Here is a 16,786-nt window from a genome sequence, read left to right as displayed (position 1 = left end):
ATGTGTCGCCCGTGCGCGGTTCGTCCCCCGCGCGTTCAGTCCGGTGGCCGGCGGACCAGCCGCCGGGCCCGGCGGACCACCGCGTACCCCTTGGTCAGGGCGCGGTCCCGGGCGAAGGTGCGTGCGACGGCCCGCCCCTGGACCAGCCGCTCGAACTCGGCGGTGTCCGTCGACCGCCGCACGGTGACCCGCCGCAGGGCGTACGGTCCCTGGGCGCGGCGGGCGAGGCCGTTGCCGACGGCGAGCGCCTGGGCGTATCCCGTCTCCCGCACCGCCTCGCGCACCCGACGGCTGGAGTAGCCGTAGGGGTACGCGAACGAGGCGGGAACGGAGCCCAGTTGGTCCGAGACGATCTCCTTGCACAGGATCAGCTCGGAGCGCAGCCGGCGGTCGTCGAGCTGGTCCAGCTGCGGATGGCTGTGGCTGTGCCCGCCGATCTCCACGCCCGCGCCGGCCAGTTCGCGCACCTGGTCCCAGTCCAGCATGGTGTCCAGGCCGCCGCCGGTGTCGTACGGCCCCCGCAGCCAGCCCGTGGAGACGAACAGCGTGGCCGGGAAGCCGTGCTCGGCGAGCACGGGCAGCGCGTGCCGGTGCACGCCCTCGTAGCCGTCGTCGAAGGTGACGAGGACCGGCCGCGCGGGCAGCGGGTGACCCGAGCGCCAACGGGCCGCCAGGTCGGCGGTGGTGACGGGGGTGAGGCCGCGGTCCGCGATCACCGCCATCTGCTCGGCGAACGCCTCCGGGGTCACGGAGAGGGCACGGGTCGCGTCGTTGGGATCGGTGGCGACCGAGTGGTACATGAGGATCGGCACGCGCACGTCAGTCACCGGCGCCCCCCCGGTCCCCGTCGCGAAGGACGCCCCCTCCGACGTCGACCACGGAGAACGTCACCCCGCCCCGCCGGGCCCGTACGCTCCCCACCACGTAACCGCCCGCCGCCGTGAGCACGCCGGCGACGATCGCCCCCGCGCGCCCCGCACCGCCCGGCCGGGCCAGCAGGGCGTCGCGCAGCCCCCGCACCACTCCGGCCGGCAGGACGCGCGTGGTGTACCGGCGTTCGGACTCCAGCCCCTTCTGCGCACCGACGCTGCGGGCGACCAGCGCCTTGGACAGGCCCTCGGCGTACGTCCGCGTCCGGAAGTAGCGGAAGCGCTCGCGGGTCTCGGGCACCCGGTGGTGGATCACCGCGCGGTCGTCGATCAGCAGGACCGCGTCCGGGCGGGCGCGGCTGAGGCGGATGCACAGCTCCGTCTCCTCCCCGCCCAGCGGGCGTTTGTTCCCGTCGCGTCCGATACCGGTGGCGAAGCCGCCCGCCGCGTCGAAGGCGCTGCGCCGGAAGGAGGCGTTGCCGCCGAGGACGTTGCGCACCCGCACCCGCCCGGGCGGCAGGCCCCGGTAGGTGCAGCCCACCACCCAGTCGAACTCCTCGGGGAACCAGGCGGGACGCCGGCCCGACGCCCAGATCGGCTCGGTGCGCCCGCCGACCGCCATCACGCGCGGATCGGCGTACGCCTCGGCGAAGTGCCTCAGCCAGTCGCGTTCGGCCACGGCGTCGTCGTCGAGGAAGGCGACGACCTCGCCGCGTGAGGCGGCGATCCCGGTGTTGCGGCCGGCGGACAGGCCGCGGGGGCCCGCGTTGGCGAGCACCCGCACGTCCTCGGTCTCCTTGTACTCCTTGCCCAGACGGTCCAGGAGGGCCCGGTTGTGGTCCACGACCAGCAGGGTCTCCAGGGCCGGCCGTGACTGCGCCCGCACCGAGGCGACCGCCGCGAGGACGTCCGTCCAGCGGTCCTCGGTGTAGGCGCAGATCACGACCGAGATGCCCGGGGCCCCGGGCTCGCTCAAGACACCTTCCCCCGGCCCGTGCCGAGCAGCGGCGAGTGGTGCGTACGGCTGCGCAGCGCACGCCGGTTGGACCGCTCCCCGAGGATCACCTTCAGCACGCGCAGCCCGTCGCGCACGGCCCGCAGGTTGCTGGTGCCGTGGATGCGCAGGTACTCGTAGCTGGGGATCTCCTGCACCTTGAGGCCGGCCTTGACGACCCGGATGTTCATCAGGGTCTCGACCTCGAAGCCGGTGCAGTCGAGGTCGATCTTGTCCAGGCAGTGCCGCCAGAAGGCGTTGTACCCGTAGCAGAGGTCGGTGTAGCGGGCGCCGAACTTGCGGTTGACGACGGCGCACAGCACCCGGTTGCCGAGCTTGCGGACGAAGGTCATGTCGTCGGTGCCGCCGCCGTTGGCGAAGCGCGACCCCTTGGCGAAGTCCGCGCCGGAGACCAGGGCGGAGACGTAGCTGACGATCTCGTTGCCGTCGGCCGAGCCGTCCGCGTCGACCATCACGATGATGTCGCCGGTGCAGGCCTCGAACCCGGTGCGCAGGGCGTCGCCCTTGCCCTTGCCGCGCTGTTCGACGACCTTGACGTCCGCCCACAGTTCGCGGGCCACCTCGACGGTGTTGTCGGTGGAGTTGCCGTCGACCAGGACCACCTCGTGGATCCAGTCGGGAAGCGTCTTGAAGACGTACGGCAGGTTCTCCGCCTCGTTCATGGCCGGTATCACCACGCTCACCGGCGGCGCGATGGCCAGGTGCGAGGAGACGGGCCGGTACTTGCCGGCGGTCGGCGGATCCTGGTCCGCGGTCGCCGGCTGCAGAACGGAGCTCATGAGTCTGGTCCCTCTCGTCCGGTGGACCGCCCGCCCCTCGGGCGGCCCGGCTGTTCGTCCGGTTCGAAAGGGGGGTTCTCACCCACGGCGCGACGGACGGAACCGAAGCGCACGCCGGGTGAGCTGGCAAATCTGGCCGGCCACGAGAACGGCAGCCGACCGCGCGGCACGGCCCGGCCACCGTTGCGGTCACCGAGCACGGCACCCCCCTACCGCGCCCCGCGCCGGTTCGTCGCGGTCCTGAGCCCTCCCCTGGAGCCGCGTACTGACGGACCGATGCGGGTGAGATGTATGACGGTATTGACGAATGAACCTGTATGGCAAGACCTGGAACGGCGTCTCACGTTCTTGCCGGTTTGGCCGTTGCGGGTGACTCCTGCCCGGATGTGCGTGTCTGCACGGCCGACTTTGCCCCCCGAAGCGTCCAATGCCGGGCTTCAATGTGACGCACCCCGTAGGGGGCGTCAAGGGCCGAAAGTCCCTGCGGCCGGATTTCGTCCAGGATTAAACAGCCGTTCCACGGGGCGGTTTTCGTGAAGGAGTCGGGGAGTTCCTGGGGGGAGCCGAAAATTATTGGCATGGACACTTCCAGTCAACACGCGTAGTTGCTACGACGGTTGAGGCAGAGATCCTGCTAAAGGGAGGTTCCATGAGACGTTCCCGACTTGTCCTCTTCCTGAGCTCCCTCCTCCTCGCCGTCACCACCGCCCTCACCGGCGCCACGACGGCCCAGGCGTCCCAACAGGCCGCCGCAGGCGGCTACGTGGCGCTCGGAGACTCCTACTCCTCCGGCCTCGGGGCCGGCGGCTACATCTCCTCCAGCGGCGACTGCAAGCGCAGCACGAAGGCCTACCCGTACCTCTGGGCGGCCGCCAACTCACCCTCGTCCTTCGACTTCACCGCCTGCTCGGGCGCCCGTACGGGTGATGTTCTCTCCGGGCAGCTCGGCCCGCTCAGCTCCGCCACCGGCCTCGTCTCCGTCAGCGTCGGCGGCAACGACGCCGGATTCGCCGACGTCATGACGACCTGTGTGCTCCAGTCCGACAGCACCTGCCTCTCCCGGGTCGCCACCGCCCGGGCCTACGTCGACTCGACGCTGCCCGGCAAGCTCGACGGCGTCTACGGCGCCATCCGCACCCGGGCCCCCAACGCCCACGTCGTCGTGCTCGGTTACCCCCGCTTCTACCAGCTCGGCACCTCCTGCCTCGGCCTCTCCGAGACCAAGCGGAAGGCCATCAACGACGCCGCGGACCACCTCGACAACGCCATCGCCCAGCGCGCCCGCGCCCACGGCTTCACCTTCGGCGACGTCCGCCCCACCTTCACCGGCCACGAGATCTGCTCCGGCAACTCCTGGCTGCACAGCGTGAACTGGCTCAACATCGGCGAGTCCTACCACCCGAAGGCGGCCGGCCAGTCCGGCGGCTACCTGCCGGTGCTGAACGGCGCGGCCTGACCCGTCAGGGCGCGGTCGCCGAATCGGGAGCACCGGAAGAACCGGAAGGAGAAGGGGAGACCCCGTCCGGCGGGGTCTCCGGCTCGCACGTCACCGAGAACGGCACCGGGTCCGACGTCGTCCCCACCGGCTCCCGGACCTCCACACCGATCCTGCTCGCGTACGTGCCGCTCTCCGAGTGCGTCGTCACGGCCACCGTGTCCTGCTTCGTGCGCCCGCCGCCCTCCGGGAACGACAGCGTCCGCCACCCCGGATCGGCCACCGAACCGTCCTCGGCCACCCAGCGGTAGGAGACCTCGGCCGGCAGCCGCCCCACCGTGAACGTCGCCGTGAACGCGGGAGCCTCGTCCTCGGGCGGCGGGCAGCCGCCGGAGTACTCCGTGCGCACGCCGGTCACCGTCACCGACACCGTCCGGGGCGGGGGCGTGCTCTCCCGCGCGCTGCTCGTGCCGGGGGAGGGCGTCGGCCCGTCCGTCCGAGGCGTCCCGCCGTCCTCCTCGTCCCCGCCGGCCGGCGCGGGCGGACTCACGTGAGTGCCCGTGCCCCGGCCGTCGGCGTCGGATGCGCCGCCCCCGCCGCCGTCCTCGCGGTTCAGCAGCGCGTACACCAGCCCGGCCAGCGCCAGGGCCAGTACGGCCACGCCCGCGACCAGGACGACGACGGCGCGGCGGCCGTACCCGGGCCGGGTGACCCCGGTGGTGCCGGCCGGCGCTCCCGCGACCGGCACCGGAGGCGTGGGCGAGGGCCGGGAGCGGTGCGTGTCCGGGCGCGGCCGCGGGGGAGGAGGCGCGGTCACGGTCGGGGCGTACGCGGCCGGACCCGCCGCACCGGTCCGGGGAGCGCCTCCCCCGGAGGGGGCGCCCCCGGCACCGATGACCCGCAGGTCCTGCTGCGCCCGCTCAGCCGGGAGCCGCCGGGCCGGTTCCTTGCGCAACAGGCCCTCGAGGACCGGGGTGAGCGGACCGGCCCGGCGCGGCGGCGGCAGCTCCTCGTCGACGATCGCCCGCAGGGTGCTCAGCGGGGTGTCCTGCCGGAAGGGCGAGTTCCCCTCGACCGCCGCGTACAGCAGCACGCCGAGCGACCACAGGTCCGACTCGGGCCCGGGCGTGCGGCCCAGCGCCCGCTCCGGGGCGAGGAACTCGGGCGACCCGACGACCTCCCCGGTCATGGTCAGCGCGGAGCTGCCCTCGACCATGGCGATCCCGAAGTCGGTGAGCACGACCCGGCCGTCGTTCGCGATCAGCACGTTGGCCGGCTTCACGTCCCGGTGCAGCACCCCGGCCGCGTGCGCGGCCCGCAGGGCGGCCAGCACCTCCGCGCCGATGTGCGCGGCCCGCTGCGGCGACAGCGGGCCCTCGGCGTCCAGCACCTCGGCCAGCGACAGGCCGCGGACCAACTCCATGACGATCCACGGCCGTCCGTCCTCGGTGGCCACGTCGTACACCGTCACCACGTTGCGGTCGGCGACCCGGGCCGCCGCCCACGCCTCCCGCTCCAGCCGGGCGTACATCCGCTCCACGTCGGACGCCGGCAGTCCCGCCGGGGCGCGCACCTCCTTGACGGCGACCTCGCGGTGCAACACCTCGTCACGGGCCCGCCACACGGTGCCCATGCCGCCCTCGCCCAGCGGCGACAGCAGCCGGTAGCGGCCCGCGATCACCCGCTCACCGCCCGGTTCCTCGGACACGGCGCCCCCATTCGCAGCCGGGCGAATTCTCCCTTTCCCCATGAAAGTAGCTCAGCCGAGTGCGGATGCCGCCCCCCTGAACACCAATCCGGCTCCCAGGACCACGACGACGCACGCCGATCCCAGGGGCGCGCTCCGGCGCACCAGTCCGGCCACCGGGCCGTCCGTCCAGCGGGGGCGCCGGGCCAGGAGCCGGCTCACCCCGCCGCCCGCCCTGACGACGGCGTACCCGGCCGCAGTGAGGGTCAGCGCCAGTCCCACGCCGTACGCGACGACGAGCAGCAGCCCGAACCAGGCCTGGCCGAGGGCCGCGGCACCGACCAGCACCACCACGGCGGACGGACTGGGCACCAGCCCGCCGGCGAAACCGAGCAGGATCGTGCCGCGGAGGGCGGGCGCGGCCGGATGCGTGTGGGTACGGCCGCCGTGGGTGTGCGTCGTCCCGTGCGGGTGCGGGCGCGGGTGCGGGTGGGGATGTCGGTGCGGGTGGCCCCGGTCACGCAGGGCCCGGCGCACGAGGCCCGCGCCGGCCAGCGTGACGAGGACGCCGCTCGCGACGCCCAGCCAGGCGATCACCGAGGGCGCGGCGGCCGAACCGGCCGTGACCAGCAGGCCCAGGGCGACCACGCCGAGGGTGTGGGTGACCGTCACCGAGGCGGCCAGGGGAAGCACGTCCCCGAGCCGGGCCCGGCCGCCGCGCGCCGCCGCCGTCGCGGCCATGAGGGTCTTGCCGTGGCCCGGCGCGAGCGCGTGCATCGCGCCGAGGGCCACGGCGATCAGCAGGGCGAGCGCGGCGAAGCCGGACGTGAGATCGCGCCGTGCGACGAGATCGCCCAGGGCGCGCGTCCAGCGGTCGGCGCCGCGGGGCAGCACGGAGGCGGCGGGCGGGCCGGCCTCCCGCCCCTGCAGCGCCGGGCCGCCGGGGCGGAGACGCAGGGCCGCGGTCGTGGTGCCGGCCGGGGAGGAGAGCAACTCCTCCGGATAGCGGGTCAGTTCATGGGAGAGCGAAGTCCCCGGTACGTCCGAGTCGGTGAGCGTCATGCGGTCGCCGCGCGCGGTGATCTCCCGCCAGCCCGGCCCGGACGCCGCGCCCGCCGCGCGGAAGCCGACGTCCGCCGTGTCGCCCTCGGGCAGGGGAGCGGTCAGCCCGCACTCCACGCGCAGCGTGTCGAGCCCGGCCTGACCGGGCCGCACGCGCACCCGGCTGTCGCGCACGGTGAGCGGGACCGCGCGTCCGTCGACGCGCACCTCGCTGCCGCGCGCGGCCGTGGCGCAGCGCTGCCGCGCCCACGCGTCCCGGCCCAGCCGGTCGAGGTCCGGTCCGGCCTGGGCGGCCGGGATCTCCGCGAGGTCCTCGACATGGCGGACGCGGAGTTCGCCGGGCGCGGCGACCAGCCCGTCGTAGCGGTTGACGGTGAAGTTGCCGAGCGGGTGCGCGCTCGCCGCCGTGGCCGGGACCAGGACGAGCGCGCACGCGGCGGTGAGGACGGCGGCTCCGGCGGCGACGGAACGGCGGAGGATCACCGTGCCCCCTCCAGGTCCCTCAGCGCGGCACGGGCCGCACGGGCGCCGAGGGGGGAGAAGCCGGGGTCCAGCTCCAGGGCCGCCGTGAGGGAGGCGCGGGCGGCGCGGTCGTGTCCGGTGGCGCGTTCGATCATGCCGCGGTGGTAGAGGAAGGCGGCGTCGCGGTACCCGGTGGCCGTGGCCCGGCGGGCGTACGGAAGGGCCTCCCCGTCGCGGCCGTTCGCGTGCAGCGCCCAGGCGAGGGCGTCCGCGGCGTGCACGCTGTGCCGGCGGTCCCACGCGGCGCGGGCCGCGCGCAGGGCCTCCCCGGGGTCACCGTGGTCGGCGGCGGCGAGCGCGGTGTCGAGGTCGGCGTTCACACCCCCGGCGCGGGCCAGCGCGGTCCAGGCGTGGACCAGGGCGTACTGCGCACGGGCCTTCGCCCGGTCGCCGTCGGCGCCGCGGTCCTCGTACAGCTCGCCGAGGGCGACCAGCGGGCCGGGCAGCGGGGAACGGGCGACGACCCGCTCCAGCGCCTCGACGGCGCCCGCGCGGTCCCCGCTCGCGGCCTGGGCGCGGGCGCGGCCCTCCAGGGCGGGGAGGTGGTCCTCGTCGGCGGCGAGCGCGCGGGCGTAGTGGCGCAGGGCCGCCGGGTGGTCCCCCTGGTTCCGGGCGAGGTGCCCGAGCGCGGTCGCGACGTACGCCACGTCGGCGGGCGAGGACGCGCCGTCCAGGGCCCGCTCCAGCACCTCCCGCGCGGTCCGCACGTCGCCGCGCAGCTCCCGCACGTACGCGTACCGCGTGAACACGGGCACCCCGGGTCGCCTGCGGTCGGCGGTGCCGGCGGCCCGGGCCGCCTCGTCGTACCGGCCGAGCTCGACCAGGGCGTCGATGCGGGAGCACAGGGCGCGCTCGCTGTAGGGGTCCTGCTCCAGGGCCCGGTCGGCGTACTCCAGGGCGCCGGTGAAGTCGTGCCGGGCGGCGGCGAGCGCGGCCCGCCCGGCGAGGGCCTGCCCGTTGCCGGGGGCGAGGGCGAGGGAGCGGGCGAGCGCCCGCTCGGCCTGCGGGTAGCGCGAGGGGGCCCCGTCGGTCCGGGCCTGCTCGACGTAGGCGGCCCCCAGGTCGGCCCAGCTGCCGAAGTCGCGGGGCTGGGCGCGCAGATGGGCCTGGAGCGCGCGGATCCCGGCGTCGAGGTCACCGCCGGCGAGCGTACCGGGCGCGCGTGTCCCGGCCGCCGGTGCCGCGTCGGTCCCGGCCCGCTCCCCGTCCCGGCCGCCTCCCACCGCGACGGCCCCGGCGGTCATCGCGACGGCCAGCAGACCGGCGCACAGGGCGAGGTGGACCCCGCGCGAGTGCCGCGCGGCGGCGAACCGGCGCAGGGCGGCGACCCGTTGCCCGGCGGAGGCGGTGCCGGACGGCCCCGCGGTGCCGGTTTCCGTGCCGGTGCCGGCGGTCGGAGACGTGCCGTGCCGGTGGCCCGCCCGCCGCTCGGGCAGGTCCCCGCCGTCCCCGGCCCGTCGTCCCGCTCGCCGCTCCTGCCCGTCGCCCCGCCCACGCGCGGGGCCCGGCCCGCGCCGGTCGCCCGGTTCACGCGCGGGATCCGGTGCGTGCGCGTGGTGCGGTTCGGGCGCGTGGTCCGGCGCGTGTCCGTGGCCCGGTCGGGGCGCGCGGCCCGGCGAGCGGGTGGTCTCCGTCCCGCGTTCCCGGTCCGGCTCCGTCCCGTGCGCCCGGTCCGGCGGCCGGTGCCGTTTCCCGCCCCGGTCACGCCGGCGTGCCGCGCCCGGCGCTTCCCCGTGCCCGGGTTCCGGGGACGAGGGCGGCGCGGCGCCCTGTTCGTTCTCGCGGGCGCTGTCGTTCGTACGCGGAGGCATGACCTCTCCTCGGTCGCTCGCTGGGTGCGGGAGTCGGCGGCGCGGCCCGTGCCGTGGGGGACGGGAGGGAACGGGCCGCGCCCGTCGGTGGGCGGGCCGGGTCAGTACGCCCGGCGGCGCATCCGGCGCCACCACACCAGGGCCGCGCCGATCAGCAGGATCCCGCCGGCTCCCGCACCCGCGGACGCGGCGATCAGGGTGGTGTCGCCGGAGCCGTCCGCTCCCGCGGGCCGGAGCGCGTCACCGAGCTGGTTGCGCACGTCGTCGCCGCCGTCCACGCCCTCGGCGAGCGGGCCGCGCGACCCCTCCGTCGGATCGGCCAGGTACGGGAAGGCGGCGCCGAACTCCTTGTCGTTGGCGTCGACCGCGTCGCCCAGGTCGTTCTCCGCCCCGACCAGCTCCCCCTCGACGACCTGGAGCGCCGCGTCGATCACGTCGTCCGTCAGCCGTCGCCCGTTGGGGAAGCCCGCGTTGTCGCCGTCCAGGACGCCCAGCCGCTTCGGCTCCGCCGCCGGCTCGATCGACGTGTTGAGGCGGAGCATCTCCGACGGCGTCACGTGGGGCGGCCGGTTGAGTCCCTCGACGCCCTTGAGGAACACGTCGACCAGGTCGTCGCGCGGCTCGTCGGGCGCGTCGATCTTGTAGATCGCCTCGATGAGCTTCGGCAGTTCGGGCTGGGTGACGTTCTTCAGGAACCGGGCGTCCTCCCACGGCCCGGACGCGTTGAACACGTCCTTGTCCTTCAGCGGGTTGACGACCTCGTTGACCAGCGGGTTGCCCAGCCGCGAGACCTGGACGAACGTCCCCTCGGCGTTCTTGCGCTGCGTCGTCGACCAGATGCCGACGACCGGCCGGTCCGCCGACTCGGTGATCATGCGCGTCGGGACCTGGAGGGCGAGGGAGTTGACGTTGTACCCCTTGAGGGTGTCGTTGCCGACCTCGGAGAGGTTCCCGCCGTACAGCAGGTCGAAGACGCGCAGGTCGAGGAAGAACGGGTCGTCCGCCTGCCCGGCGAACGTCGTCGCACCGCCCGCCAGCTGGTGCACGGCCTGCTTCCGCAGGGTGCCGTAGTCCGGCATGGACGCCTTGCCGACGTTCGACGGCGCCACCGGAACGTCGTCCGCGATCTTCGTGCGGGACACCGGGTGCTGGTCCCTCAGCTTCAGCAGCTCGATGTCGTAGGTCTGCGTGATGTTGAGGTCCGGGTCGTCCAGGCTGGTGACCGGGCCCGTGTTGTAGAGGAACGTCCTGTCGTTCTTCGTGTGGGTGGTGAAGGTGTAGCGGAAGAGAACCTCGCCCTGCGCGTCGCCGTTGTTGTCGATGTGGATGTCGTACTGCGCGTCCTCGGCGAAGGTGAAGAAGTTCGGTCCGCCGGCCGGTTCCTCGAAGGGGATCCAGTTCGCGATGATCGTCGTCGTGTCCGGTTTGTCGGGACTGACGAACGCGTACAGGTCCGTGTTGTCGTACTGCGGAGTGCCCGAGACCAGCGGAGCCTCCCGGTGGCTGGAGGCGGAGGCCGCCCCCGGTTCCAGCGCGGTGGTGCCGGCGGCCGCGAGCCCTCCGGCGGCCAGCGCGCCGCAGATCAGGGTCGCGAGACTCCTGCGCCCCGCCCCGGTCCTGGAGTTAGGTGTCATGCCGTCCGTCCTCAGTGCCGACTTGCCTGACGCACCGGGATTCGGAACGGGTGGCGGACCGGATTGGTCGGACTTCCGGCAGTCCCCCCGGAGCCCGTCGACAGCCCCCGACAGCCCCCGGCAGCCCGCCGGCGGACCGCTGCCTCCGCGCCCGGCCGCCCGTGGCATTTCTTGCCGCCGGACCCGCGTTTTCGGCCCGCCGATCCGTAATTCCCTTCCGGAGGCGCGCTCGCCGCGCACGCCTCGTGCGATCGGGCGGCCCCGGCGGGGCCCGGAGGGGGGAGGGTGCGCGTTGGAGGCGGACGAGCTTCTGGTGCTGGTGGCCGGGGGCGACCACAAGGCGTTCGAGGAGCTGTACGGGCTGGTCTCCGGGCCGGTGTACGGACTGGTGCGGCGCGTGGTGCGCGATCCCGCCCAGTCCGAGGAGGTGGCCCAGGAGGTGCTGCTCGACCTCTGGCGCTCGGCCGCGCGGTTCGACCCCGGCCGGGGCAGCGCGCTGTCCTGGGTCCTCACCCTCGCCCACCGCCGCGCCGTGGACCGGGTGCGCAGCGCCCGCGCGGCCGGCGAGCGCGAGCAGCGCGAGGCCCGGCGCGCCGGCGGCCCCGCCTTCGACCAGGTCGCCGAGGAGGTCGAGGCCGGACTCGAACGCGAGTGGGTACGCCGCTGCCTGGACCGCCTCACCGCACTCCAGCGCCAGTCGGTCACCCTCGCCTACTACGACGGCTACACCTACCGAGAGGTGGCCGAGCGGCTGTCGCTGCCGCTGGGCACGGTCAAGACCCGTATGCGCGACGGCCTGACCCGCCTGCGCGACTGCCTGGGAGGCGCGGCATGAGCCTGCTGGCCCGACTGGTGCGCCGCGGGGAGCTGCACTCGCTCGCCGCCCCCTACGCGCTCGACGCACTCGAACCCGCCGAGCGCGTCCGCTTCGAGAGGCATCTGGCGTCCTGCGGCCGCTGCGCCGCCGAGGTGCGGGCCCTCGCCGAGGACGCCGTGCGCCTCGCCTGGTCCACGGCCGCTCCCGCGCCCGCCGCCCTGCGCGACCGGGTCCTGGCCGCCGCGCGGACCACCCCGCAGGACCCCGCGCCCCGGGAGACCGCCCGCGCGCGTGCGCCGCAACTGCCGCCGCACGTGTGGGGCGCCGCCCCCGTGCCGCGCGCCCGTGAGCGGCGCCGGGCGCCGCTGTTCGTGCCGTTCGCGACGGCCACCGCCGCCGCGGCGCTCGTCGTCGCCTCGCTGTTCGCCGTCCAGGCGGACCGGACCCGGGACCGGCTGGACGCCGAACGCGACCGGTCACGTGAGATCGCCCACGTCCTCGCCGCTCCGGACGCCCGTGCGAGCAGCGGCCGGGACGCGCGCGGCCGCACGATCGGAGTGATCGCCTCCGCATCGGCGGGAAGCGCGGTCGTCACCCTCGGCGGATACGACGACCCTCCGAACGGACGTGTGCGCCAGCTGTGGCTGATGCGCCCGGGCGCCGGACCGCGCTCCCTGGGGCTCTTCGAGGGCGACACGCCCCTGGTCGCCTCCGACCTCGAGGAGTCCGCTGCATCACTCGCGGTGACCGTCGAACCTGATGGCGGATCACCGCAGCCCACCGGCCAGCCCATCATCCAACTCGCCCTGAAAACGGTCGGATTCGGAGAGTGACCATCGCGTGTTCGTCAACCCCCTTACAGGGAAGGTGAATCCTGTGGCCTCGATACACGCGTGCCCGGACGGGGCGATAGGGTTACCCTGCCCGGGCCGGGTGGACTCGTACGGGTGGGGAGTGACATGGAACAGATAACAGTGCGCAGCAGGGCCAGGGTCCCTGCGATCACCTGCGGGAGCAGCGCGACCAGTTCGCGCCTCGACCGCCACCTCTCGGTGCTGGCGGGACCCGCCCTCCCGCAGCGGGAGACGGCCGAGGCGACGTCGCTGATGCGCGAGCTCATCGCGCGTGACACCGCGCACGACCGCGGCGCCAGGGGCGCGCGGGCACGGGCGAGCCGCGTCTCGCTCTTCGCTCCGCTGCGTCGGCTGCGCCGCTCCCTGTTCGGCAGCCGGTAGCGCACGCGCCCGGACGGTTCCGCCGTCCCGGCGCAGCGCCCCCGCCCGCGTCCGTCATCCCCGCGGCACGCAGTGGCGACCGGTGCGCTCCGAGCACGTCCCCTGGTCGGCGCCCCTGATCCCGCCCGGCAGCGAGCCGGGGGCTTCGCCGGCCCCTCCCGCCCCGGCCGCGCACCTCACCGCTTCCCGCGCGCGTACTGCCGCACCGCGAGGGGCACGAACACCGCCAGCAGCACCGCGCACCAGCCCAGCGACCCCGCGACCGGGTGCGCCACCGGCCAGGCCGCGCCCTCGGGCACGGGAGCGTTGCCGAAGAGGTCCCGCAGCGCCGTCGCCACCGCGCTGATCGGGTTCCACTCCGCGACCGTGCGCAGCCCGTCGGGCAGTCCCTCGGTCGGGATGTACGCGCTGGACAGCAGCGGCAGCAGGAAGGTCGCCCCGCCCAGCTGACCGGCCGCCTCCTCGTTCCGGGTGAGCAGCCCGAGGAAGATCCCGATCCACACGCACGCGAACCGGAACAGCAGCAACAGGGCGACGGCGCCCACCGCTCCGAGCGCGCTCCCCTCCACCCGCCAGCCGACCGCGAGCCCCACCAGCAGGAACGGCACCGTCCCGGCCGCCGTGACCACCACGTCCGCCGCCGCCTGCCCCACCGGCACGGCCGCCCGGCTCACCGGCAGGGTGCGCAGCCGGTCCGTCACCCCGCGGTGGACGTCCTGGGCCGACTGGAACATGCCGGTCATGACACCGCCCGACGCGGTCGCCACCAGCAGTCCCGGGACCAGGAAGGAGCGGTACTCCGCCCCCGGCACGGCGAGCGCGCTGCCGAAGACGTAGCCGAAGAACAGCAGCATGCTGACCGGCATCGTCTGGGTGAGGACCAGCAGCCCCGGATTGTTGCGCATCCGCCGCAGCTGCCGGCCGAACATCGCGGTGCCGTCGTACGCCCATGTGCTCATGCGGCACGCTCCTCGTCCTCGGCGGGGTGGTCGGAGGGGGTTCCCGGTCCGCCGACGAGCCGCAGGAACACGTCGTCGAGGGTCGGCGGCCTGAGGCTCGCGTCGAGCAGCGGCACGCCCGCCGCGTCCAGCGTGCGCACCAGGCGCGGGAGCGTGAGCGTCGGGTCCCCGGTGACCGCGCCGACGGCGTTGCGCTCCCGGTCGAAGGACGGCTCGGCGCCCGTGAGCCGGTCGAGCACCCCGGCGGCCGTCACCAGGGCGTCCGCGTCCGCGACGACGACCTCGACGTGCGTCCCGACGAGCGACTTGAGCCCGGCCGGCGTCCCGGTGTGCGCGACCCGCCCCCGGTCCACCAGGGCGATGTCGTCGGCGAGCCGGTCGGCCTCCTCCAGGTACTGGGTGGTGAGCAGCACGGTCGTGCCCTCGCCGGTCAGCTCGCGCACCGCGTCCCAGACCGGGGTGCGGCTGGCCGGGTCGAGCCCGGTGGTCGGCTCGTCCAGGAACAGCACCTCGGGCCGGCGGACCAGGCTCGCCGCCAGGTCCAGCCGGCGCCGCATGCCGCCGGAGTAGCCGGACGCCGGCCGGTCGGCCGCCTCCGTCAGCCCGAAGCGGTCCAGCAGCTCCGCGGCCCGCGCCGCCGCCCCGCGCACCCGGTGCAGCCGGGCGAACAGCCGCAGGTTCTGCCGCCCGGTGAGGTCCCCGTCGATCGAGGTGTCCTGTCCGGTGACGCCGATCCGGCGCCGTACGGCGGCGGCCTCCCGCACGAGGTCGTGGCCCGCGATCCGCGCGGACCCCGCGTCGGGCCGCAGCAGGGTGGTCAGCAGCCGCACCGCCGTCGTCTTGCCCGCCCCGTTCGGCCCGAGGACCCCGCACACCGTCCCCTCGGCCACCGCCAGATCCAGCCCGCGCAGGGCGCGGACATCGCCGAAGCGCTTCTCCAGACCCTCACTAAGTACAGTGTACGTAGTAGTCATGGGCCGACCATAGCGCACTACGTACGCCGTACGTAACTACGATGGTGGGCGAGGTGATGACCGATGACGGGCCGAGCGGCCGAACCCGAGGTGATCTGGGCGCGCCCCGAGCGCACGGGCCGCGGACCGAGGCCGGCGTACACGCGTGCCGACATCGCGGCGGCGGCGGTGCGGATCGCCGACGCCGAGGGGCTGGACGCGGTCTCCATGCGTCGCGTCGCCGCCGAACTGGGCTGCGGCACCATGTCGCTGTACAACTACGTCCCCCGCAAGGAGGACCTGTACGAGCTGATGGTGGACGCGGCCGGCGGCGAGCACGAGCTGTGGGAGCCCCGCGGCGACTGGCGCGCCGACATGCTCCGGGTGGCGCACCGGACCCGAGCGCTGATGCACCGCCACCCCTGGCTGCCGCGGCTGATGTCACCGGTCTACGGCTTCAGCCCCAACGCCCTGCGCTACCTCGAGCACTGCCTGGCCTGCCTGGACCCGCTCGAGGCGCCCTACGGCACGAAGCTGGAGCTGGTCGCGATGCTGAACGCCGTCGTGACCTCGTTCGTCGCCAACGAGCTCGCCACCGCGGAACGCGCCCGCTCCCTGCCCTGGAGCGAGGAACAGGAGAACGCGATGCGCGGCGCCTACCTGGGCGGCCGGATCGCGACCGGCGCGTACCCGAGGATGGCGGCGGCCTTCGCGGAGGACCCCGGGCCGATCGACCTGGAGGCCGTGTTCGAGCGGGCGCTGGGCCGGGTGCTCGACGGCTTCGCGCCGCGGCGGTGAGCGGGCCCGGGCGTCAGACCAGCGCCAGCTGACCCTCGGGCCCCTCCTCGTGGGCGTCCAGTACCGAGGCGGGCCGGCGCGCGGAGGGCGGCACCGGGAGGACGCCCGCCTCGCGCAGCTCGGCCGACGTGATCGGGTCGGGCGGCGCCGGGTCGGCCAACGCGGCCCGGCGCGGGTGCAGTTCGGCGAGCAGGGTGAGGACCGTGACCAGTTCCAGCAGCTCCGAGGTCCAGGCCTGCGGCCAGCCGGCCGGACGGATCGCGGCCAGGGTGCCCGGCTCGGCCTCCTCCGTGCGGGCCGCCAGCCACCGCTCCAGCACCCGCACCCCGCCCACCTCGAAGTCCCAGGCCCCGGGTGGCACCGGGGAGATGCGGCCCCCGTCCAGCGACAGCGCCTCCTCGTCGCGGTCGTAGTGCACCGCCGACGGACGGGAGGGCAGCGGGGCGCGGACGTAGGGGCGGCGCCCGCCGGGGAGCCGGGGACGCTCCCCGTCGCGCCGCATCAGCCACAGCGTCCGGCGGCCCACCTCCACGCCCCGCTCCCACGTGCCGGCGTCCCCGGTGAGCGGGACCACCGGCCCGCCGGGCAGGACGTGCGCCACGGCCATCGTCCAGGCGAGGACGTCGGCCGGGGACACCGGGTGGCCGAGCCGCGCCGCCAGGTGCGCGCACAGGCCGGGGGCCAGGTTCGGTTCCGCGCCCCCGGGGCGCCGGTACAGCGGGCGGACCCGGCCGGGGCGGAGCAGCGGGAACAGGGAGGTGGCGAGCAGCGGGGGGCCGGGGGAGCCGAAGGCCCCGGGGGCCTCGACGACGAAGACCTGCCGCTCGTCCGCCACCCGCCACAGCTCCGGGCGGGCCGCGTCGATCAGCCGCTGGTCGGGGATCAGCCATTGCTCGTCGAACGGGGCGTGCAGCACCCGGACGGGCTCCGGGCACGGGCCGGAGGCGCGGACCAGTCTCTCCGTGCCGCCGCCCCCGCCCGGCAGCCGGCCGACCGCCGTGTGCGGCGTCCGGGAGCGCGTCGGCCGGAACAGGGCCTCCCGGTCGGGCCCCTCGGCCTTCAGCAGGGCGTTCCAACGGGCCTTCAGGGACGCCGCGTCGGGGGCCGCCGGCCACTCCCGGCCGAGCCGCGGCGGTGCGACGGACCACGGCATGAGGTCCGCCAGCGGCGGGGCGTCGTCATGCGTCACGCCGGGCATCGTACGACGTGC

At 75.2% G+C, this 16,786-nt stretch carries 15 protein-coding genes; 5 read left to right on the top strand and 10 right to left on the bottom strand.

What is annotated here, in order from left to right:
- Positions 1 to 35: 35 nt before the first annotated feature.
- The 3 genes from FHS37_RS24240 to FHS37_RS24230 are packed head-to-tail and all read right to left on the bottom strand — an operon-like array spanning position 36 to position 2,663.
- Positions 36 to 827 carry a polysaccharide deacetylase family protein gene (locus FHS37_RS24240; RefSeq protein ID WP_184824745.1) on the bottom strand — a complete coding sequence of 264 codons (792 nt, stop codon included), beginning with the start codon at positions 825 to 827 and terminating at the stop codon, positions 36 to 38.
- A complete protein-coding gene (locus FHS37_RS24235; RefSeq protein WP_184824743.1) occupies positions 820 to 1,845 on the bottom strand; it encodes a glycosyltransferase family 2 protein in 1,026 nt (341 codons plus the stop codon). The genes FHS37_RS24240 and FHS37_RS24235 overlap by 8 nt, the downstream gene beginning before the upstream one ends.
- Positions 1,842 to 2,663, bottom strand: coding sequence for a glycosyltransferase family 2 protein (locus FHS37_RS24230; protein ID WP_184824741.1), 822 nt, complete (start codon positions 2,661 to 2,663; stop codon positions 1,842 to 1,844). The genes FHS37_RS24235 and FHS37_RS24230 overlap by 4 nt, the downstream gene beginning before the upstream one ends.
- A gap of 649 nt (positions 2,664 to 3,312) precedes the next feature.
- Between FHS37_RS24230 and FHS37_RS24225 the strand changes: the two genes are divergently transcribed.
- The gene (locus FHS37_RS24225; RefSeq protein ID WP_184824739.1) at positions 3,313 to 4,119 is read left to right on the top strand and encodes an SGNH/GDSL hydrolase family protein; all 807 of its coding nucleotides are present in this window, start codon (positions 3,313 to 3,315) and stop codon (positions 4,117 to 4,119) included.
- Between the two features lie 4 nt (positions 4,120 to 4,123).
- Here the strand turns inward: FHS37_RS24225 and FHS37_RS24220 are convergent, their stop codons facing one another.
- The 4 genes from FHS37_RS24220 to FHS37_RS24205 form a co-directional block, all read right to left on the bottom strand.
- Positions 4,124 to 5,806 (bottom strand): serine/threonine-protein kinase, encoded by a 1,683-nt coding sequence (locus FHS37_RS24220; RefSeq protein ID WP_375372318.1) that lies wholly within the window; start codon positions 5,804 to 5,806, stop codon positions 4,124 to 4,126.
- Positions 5,807 to 5,857: 51 nt separating this feature from the next.
- The gene (locus FHS37_RS24215) at positions 5,858 to 7,330 is read right to left on the bottom strand and encodes a nickel transporter (RefSeq protein ID WP_184824735.1); all 1,473 of its coding nucleotides are present in this window, start codon (positions 7,328 to 7,330) and stop codon (positions 5,858 to 5,860) included.
- Positions 7,327 to 9,180, bottom strand: a complete 1,854-nt coding sequence (locus FHS37_RS24210) for a tetratricopeptide repeat protein (RefSeq protein WP_184824734.1) — start codon at positions 9,178 to 9,180, stop codon at positions 7,327 to 7,329. Before FHS37_RS24210 ends, FHS37_RS24215 begins: the two co-directional genes overlap by 4 nt.
- Before the next feature lie 101 nt (positions 9,181 to 9,281).
- Positions 9,282 to 10,814: a DUF4331 domain-containing protein gene (locus FHS37_RS24205; RefSeq protein ID WP_184824732.1), complete on the bottom strand. Its 1,533-nt coding sequence runs from the start codon at positions 10,812 to 10,814 to the stop codon at positions 9,282 to 9,284.
- Between the two features lie 292 nt (positions 10,815 to 11,106).
- Between FHS37_RS24205 and FHS37_RS24200 the strand changes: the two genes are divergently transcribed.
- From FHS37_RS24200 to FHS37_RS24190, 3 genes are all read left to right on the top strand, one after another.
- Positions 11,107 to 11,649: a sigma-70 family RNA polymerase sigma factor gene (locus FHS37_RS24200; RefSeq protein WP_184824730.1), complete on the top strand. Its 543-nt coding sequence runs from the start codon at positions 11,107 to 11,109 to the stop codon at positions 11,647 to 11,649.
- On the top strand, positions 11,646 to 12,464 hold the full coding sequence (locus FHS37_RS24195; RefSeq protein ID WP_184824728.1) for an anti-sigma factor: 819 nt from the start codon (positions 11,646 to 11,648) through the stop codon (positions 12,462 to 12,464). Before FHS37_RS24200 ends, FHS37_RS24195 begins: the two co-directional genes overlap by 4 nt.
- A gap of 126 nt (positions 12,465 to 12,590) precedes the next feature.
- On the top strand, positions 12,591 to 12,866 hold the full coding sequence (locus FHS37_RS24190; protein WP_184824726.1) for a hypothetical protein: 276 nt from the start codon (positions 12,591 to 12,593) through the stop codon (positions 12,864 to 12,866).
- A 176-nt stretch (positions 12,867 to 13,042) separates the two neighbouring features.
- On the opposite strand, the gene FHS37_RS24185 is transcribed toward FHS37_RS24190, so the two are convergent.
- A complete protein-coding gene (locus tag FHS37_RS24185) occupies positions 13,043 to 13,825 on the bottom strand; it encodes an ABC transporter permease (protein WP_184824724.1) in 783 nt (260 codons plus the stop codon).
- Positions 13,822 to 14,799 (bottom strand): ATP-binding cassette domain-containing protein, encoded by a 978-nt coding sequence (locus tag FHS37_RS24180; RefSeq protein WP_184824722.1) that lies wholly within the window; start codon positions 14,797 to 14,799, stop codon positions 13,822 to 13,824. Before FHS37_RS24180 ends, FHS37_RS24185 begins: the two co-directional genes overlap by 4 nt.
- 63 nt (positions 14,800 to 14,862) lie before the next feature.
- Between FHS37_RS24180 and FHS37_RS24175 the strand changes: the two genes are divergently transcribed.
- Entirely contained in the window at positions 14,863 to 15,576 is a 714-nt protein-coding gene (locus FHS37_RS24175) for a TetR/AcrR family transcriptional regulator (protein ID WP_184824720.1), read from the top strand.
- A gap of 13 nt (positions 15,577 to 15,589) precedes the next feature.
- Here FHS37_RS24175 and FHS37_RS24170 read toward each other — a convergent pair whose 3' ends face one another.
- Positions 15,590 to 16,774 (bottom strand): type ISP restriction/modification enzyme, encoded by a 1,185-nt coding sequence (locus tag FHS37_RS24170; RefSeq protein WP_184824718.1) that lies wholly within the window; start codon positions 16,772 to 16,774, stop codon positions 15,590 to 15,592.
- Positions 16,775 to 16,786 lie beyond the last annotated feature (12 nt).

Source organism: Streptomyces griseomycini (genome assembly GCF_014203535.1).
GTDB classification, from domain to species: domain Bacteria; phylum Actinomycetota; class Actinomycetes; order Streptomycetales; family Streptomycetaceae; genus Streptomyces; species Streptomyces griseomycini.
The sequence above is the reverse complement of the archived record's forward strand: the minus strand, read 5'-3'. Positions and strand labels throughout refer to the sequence as shown.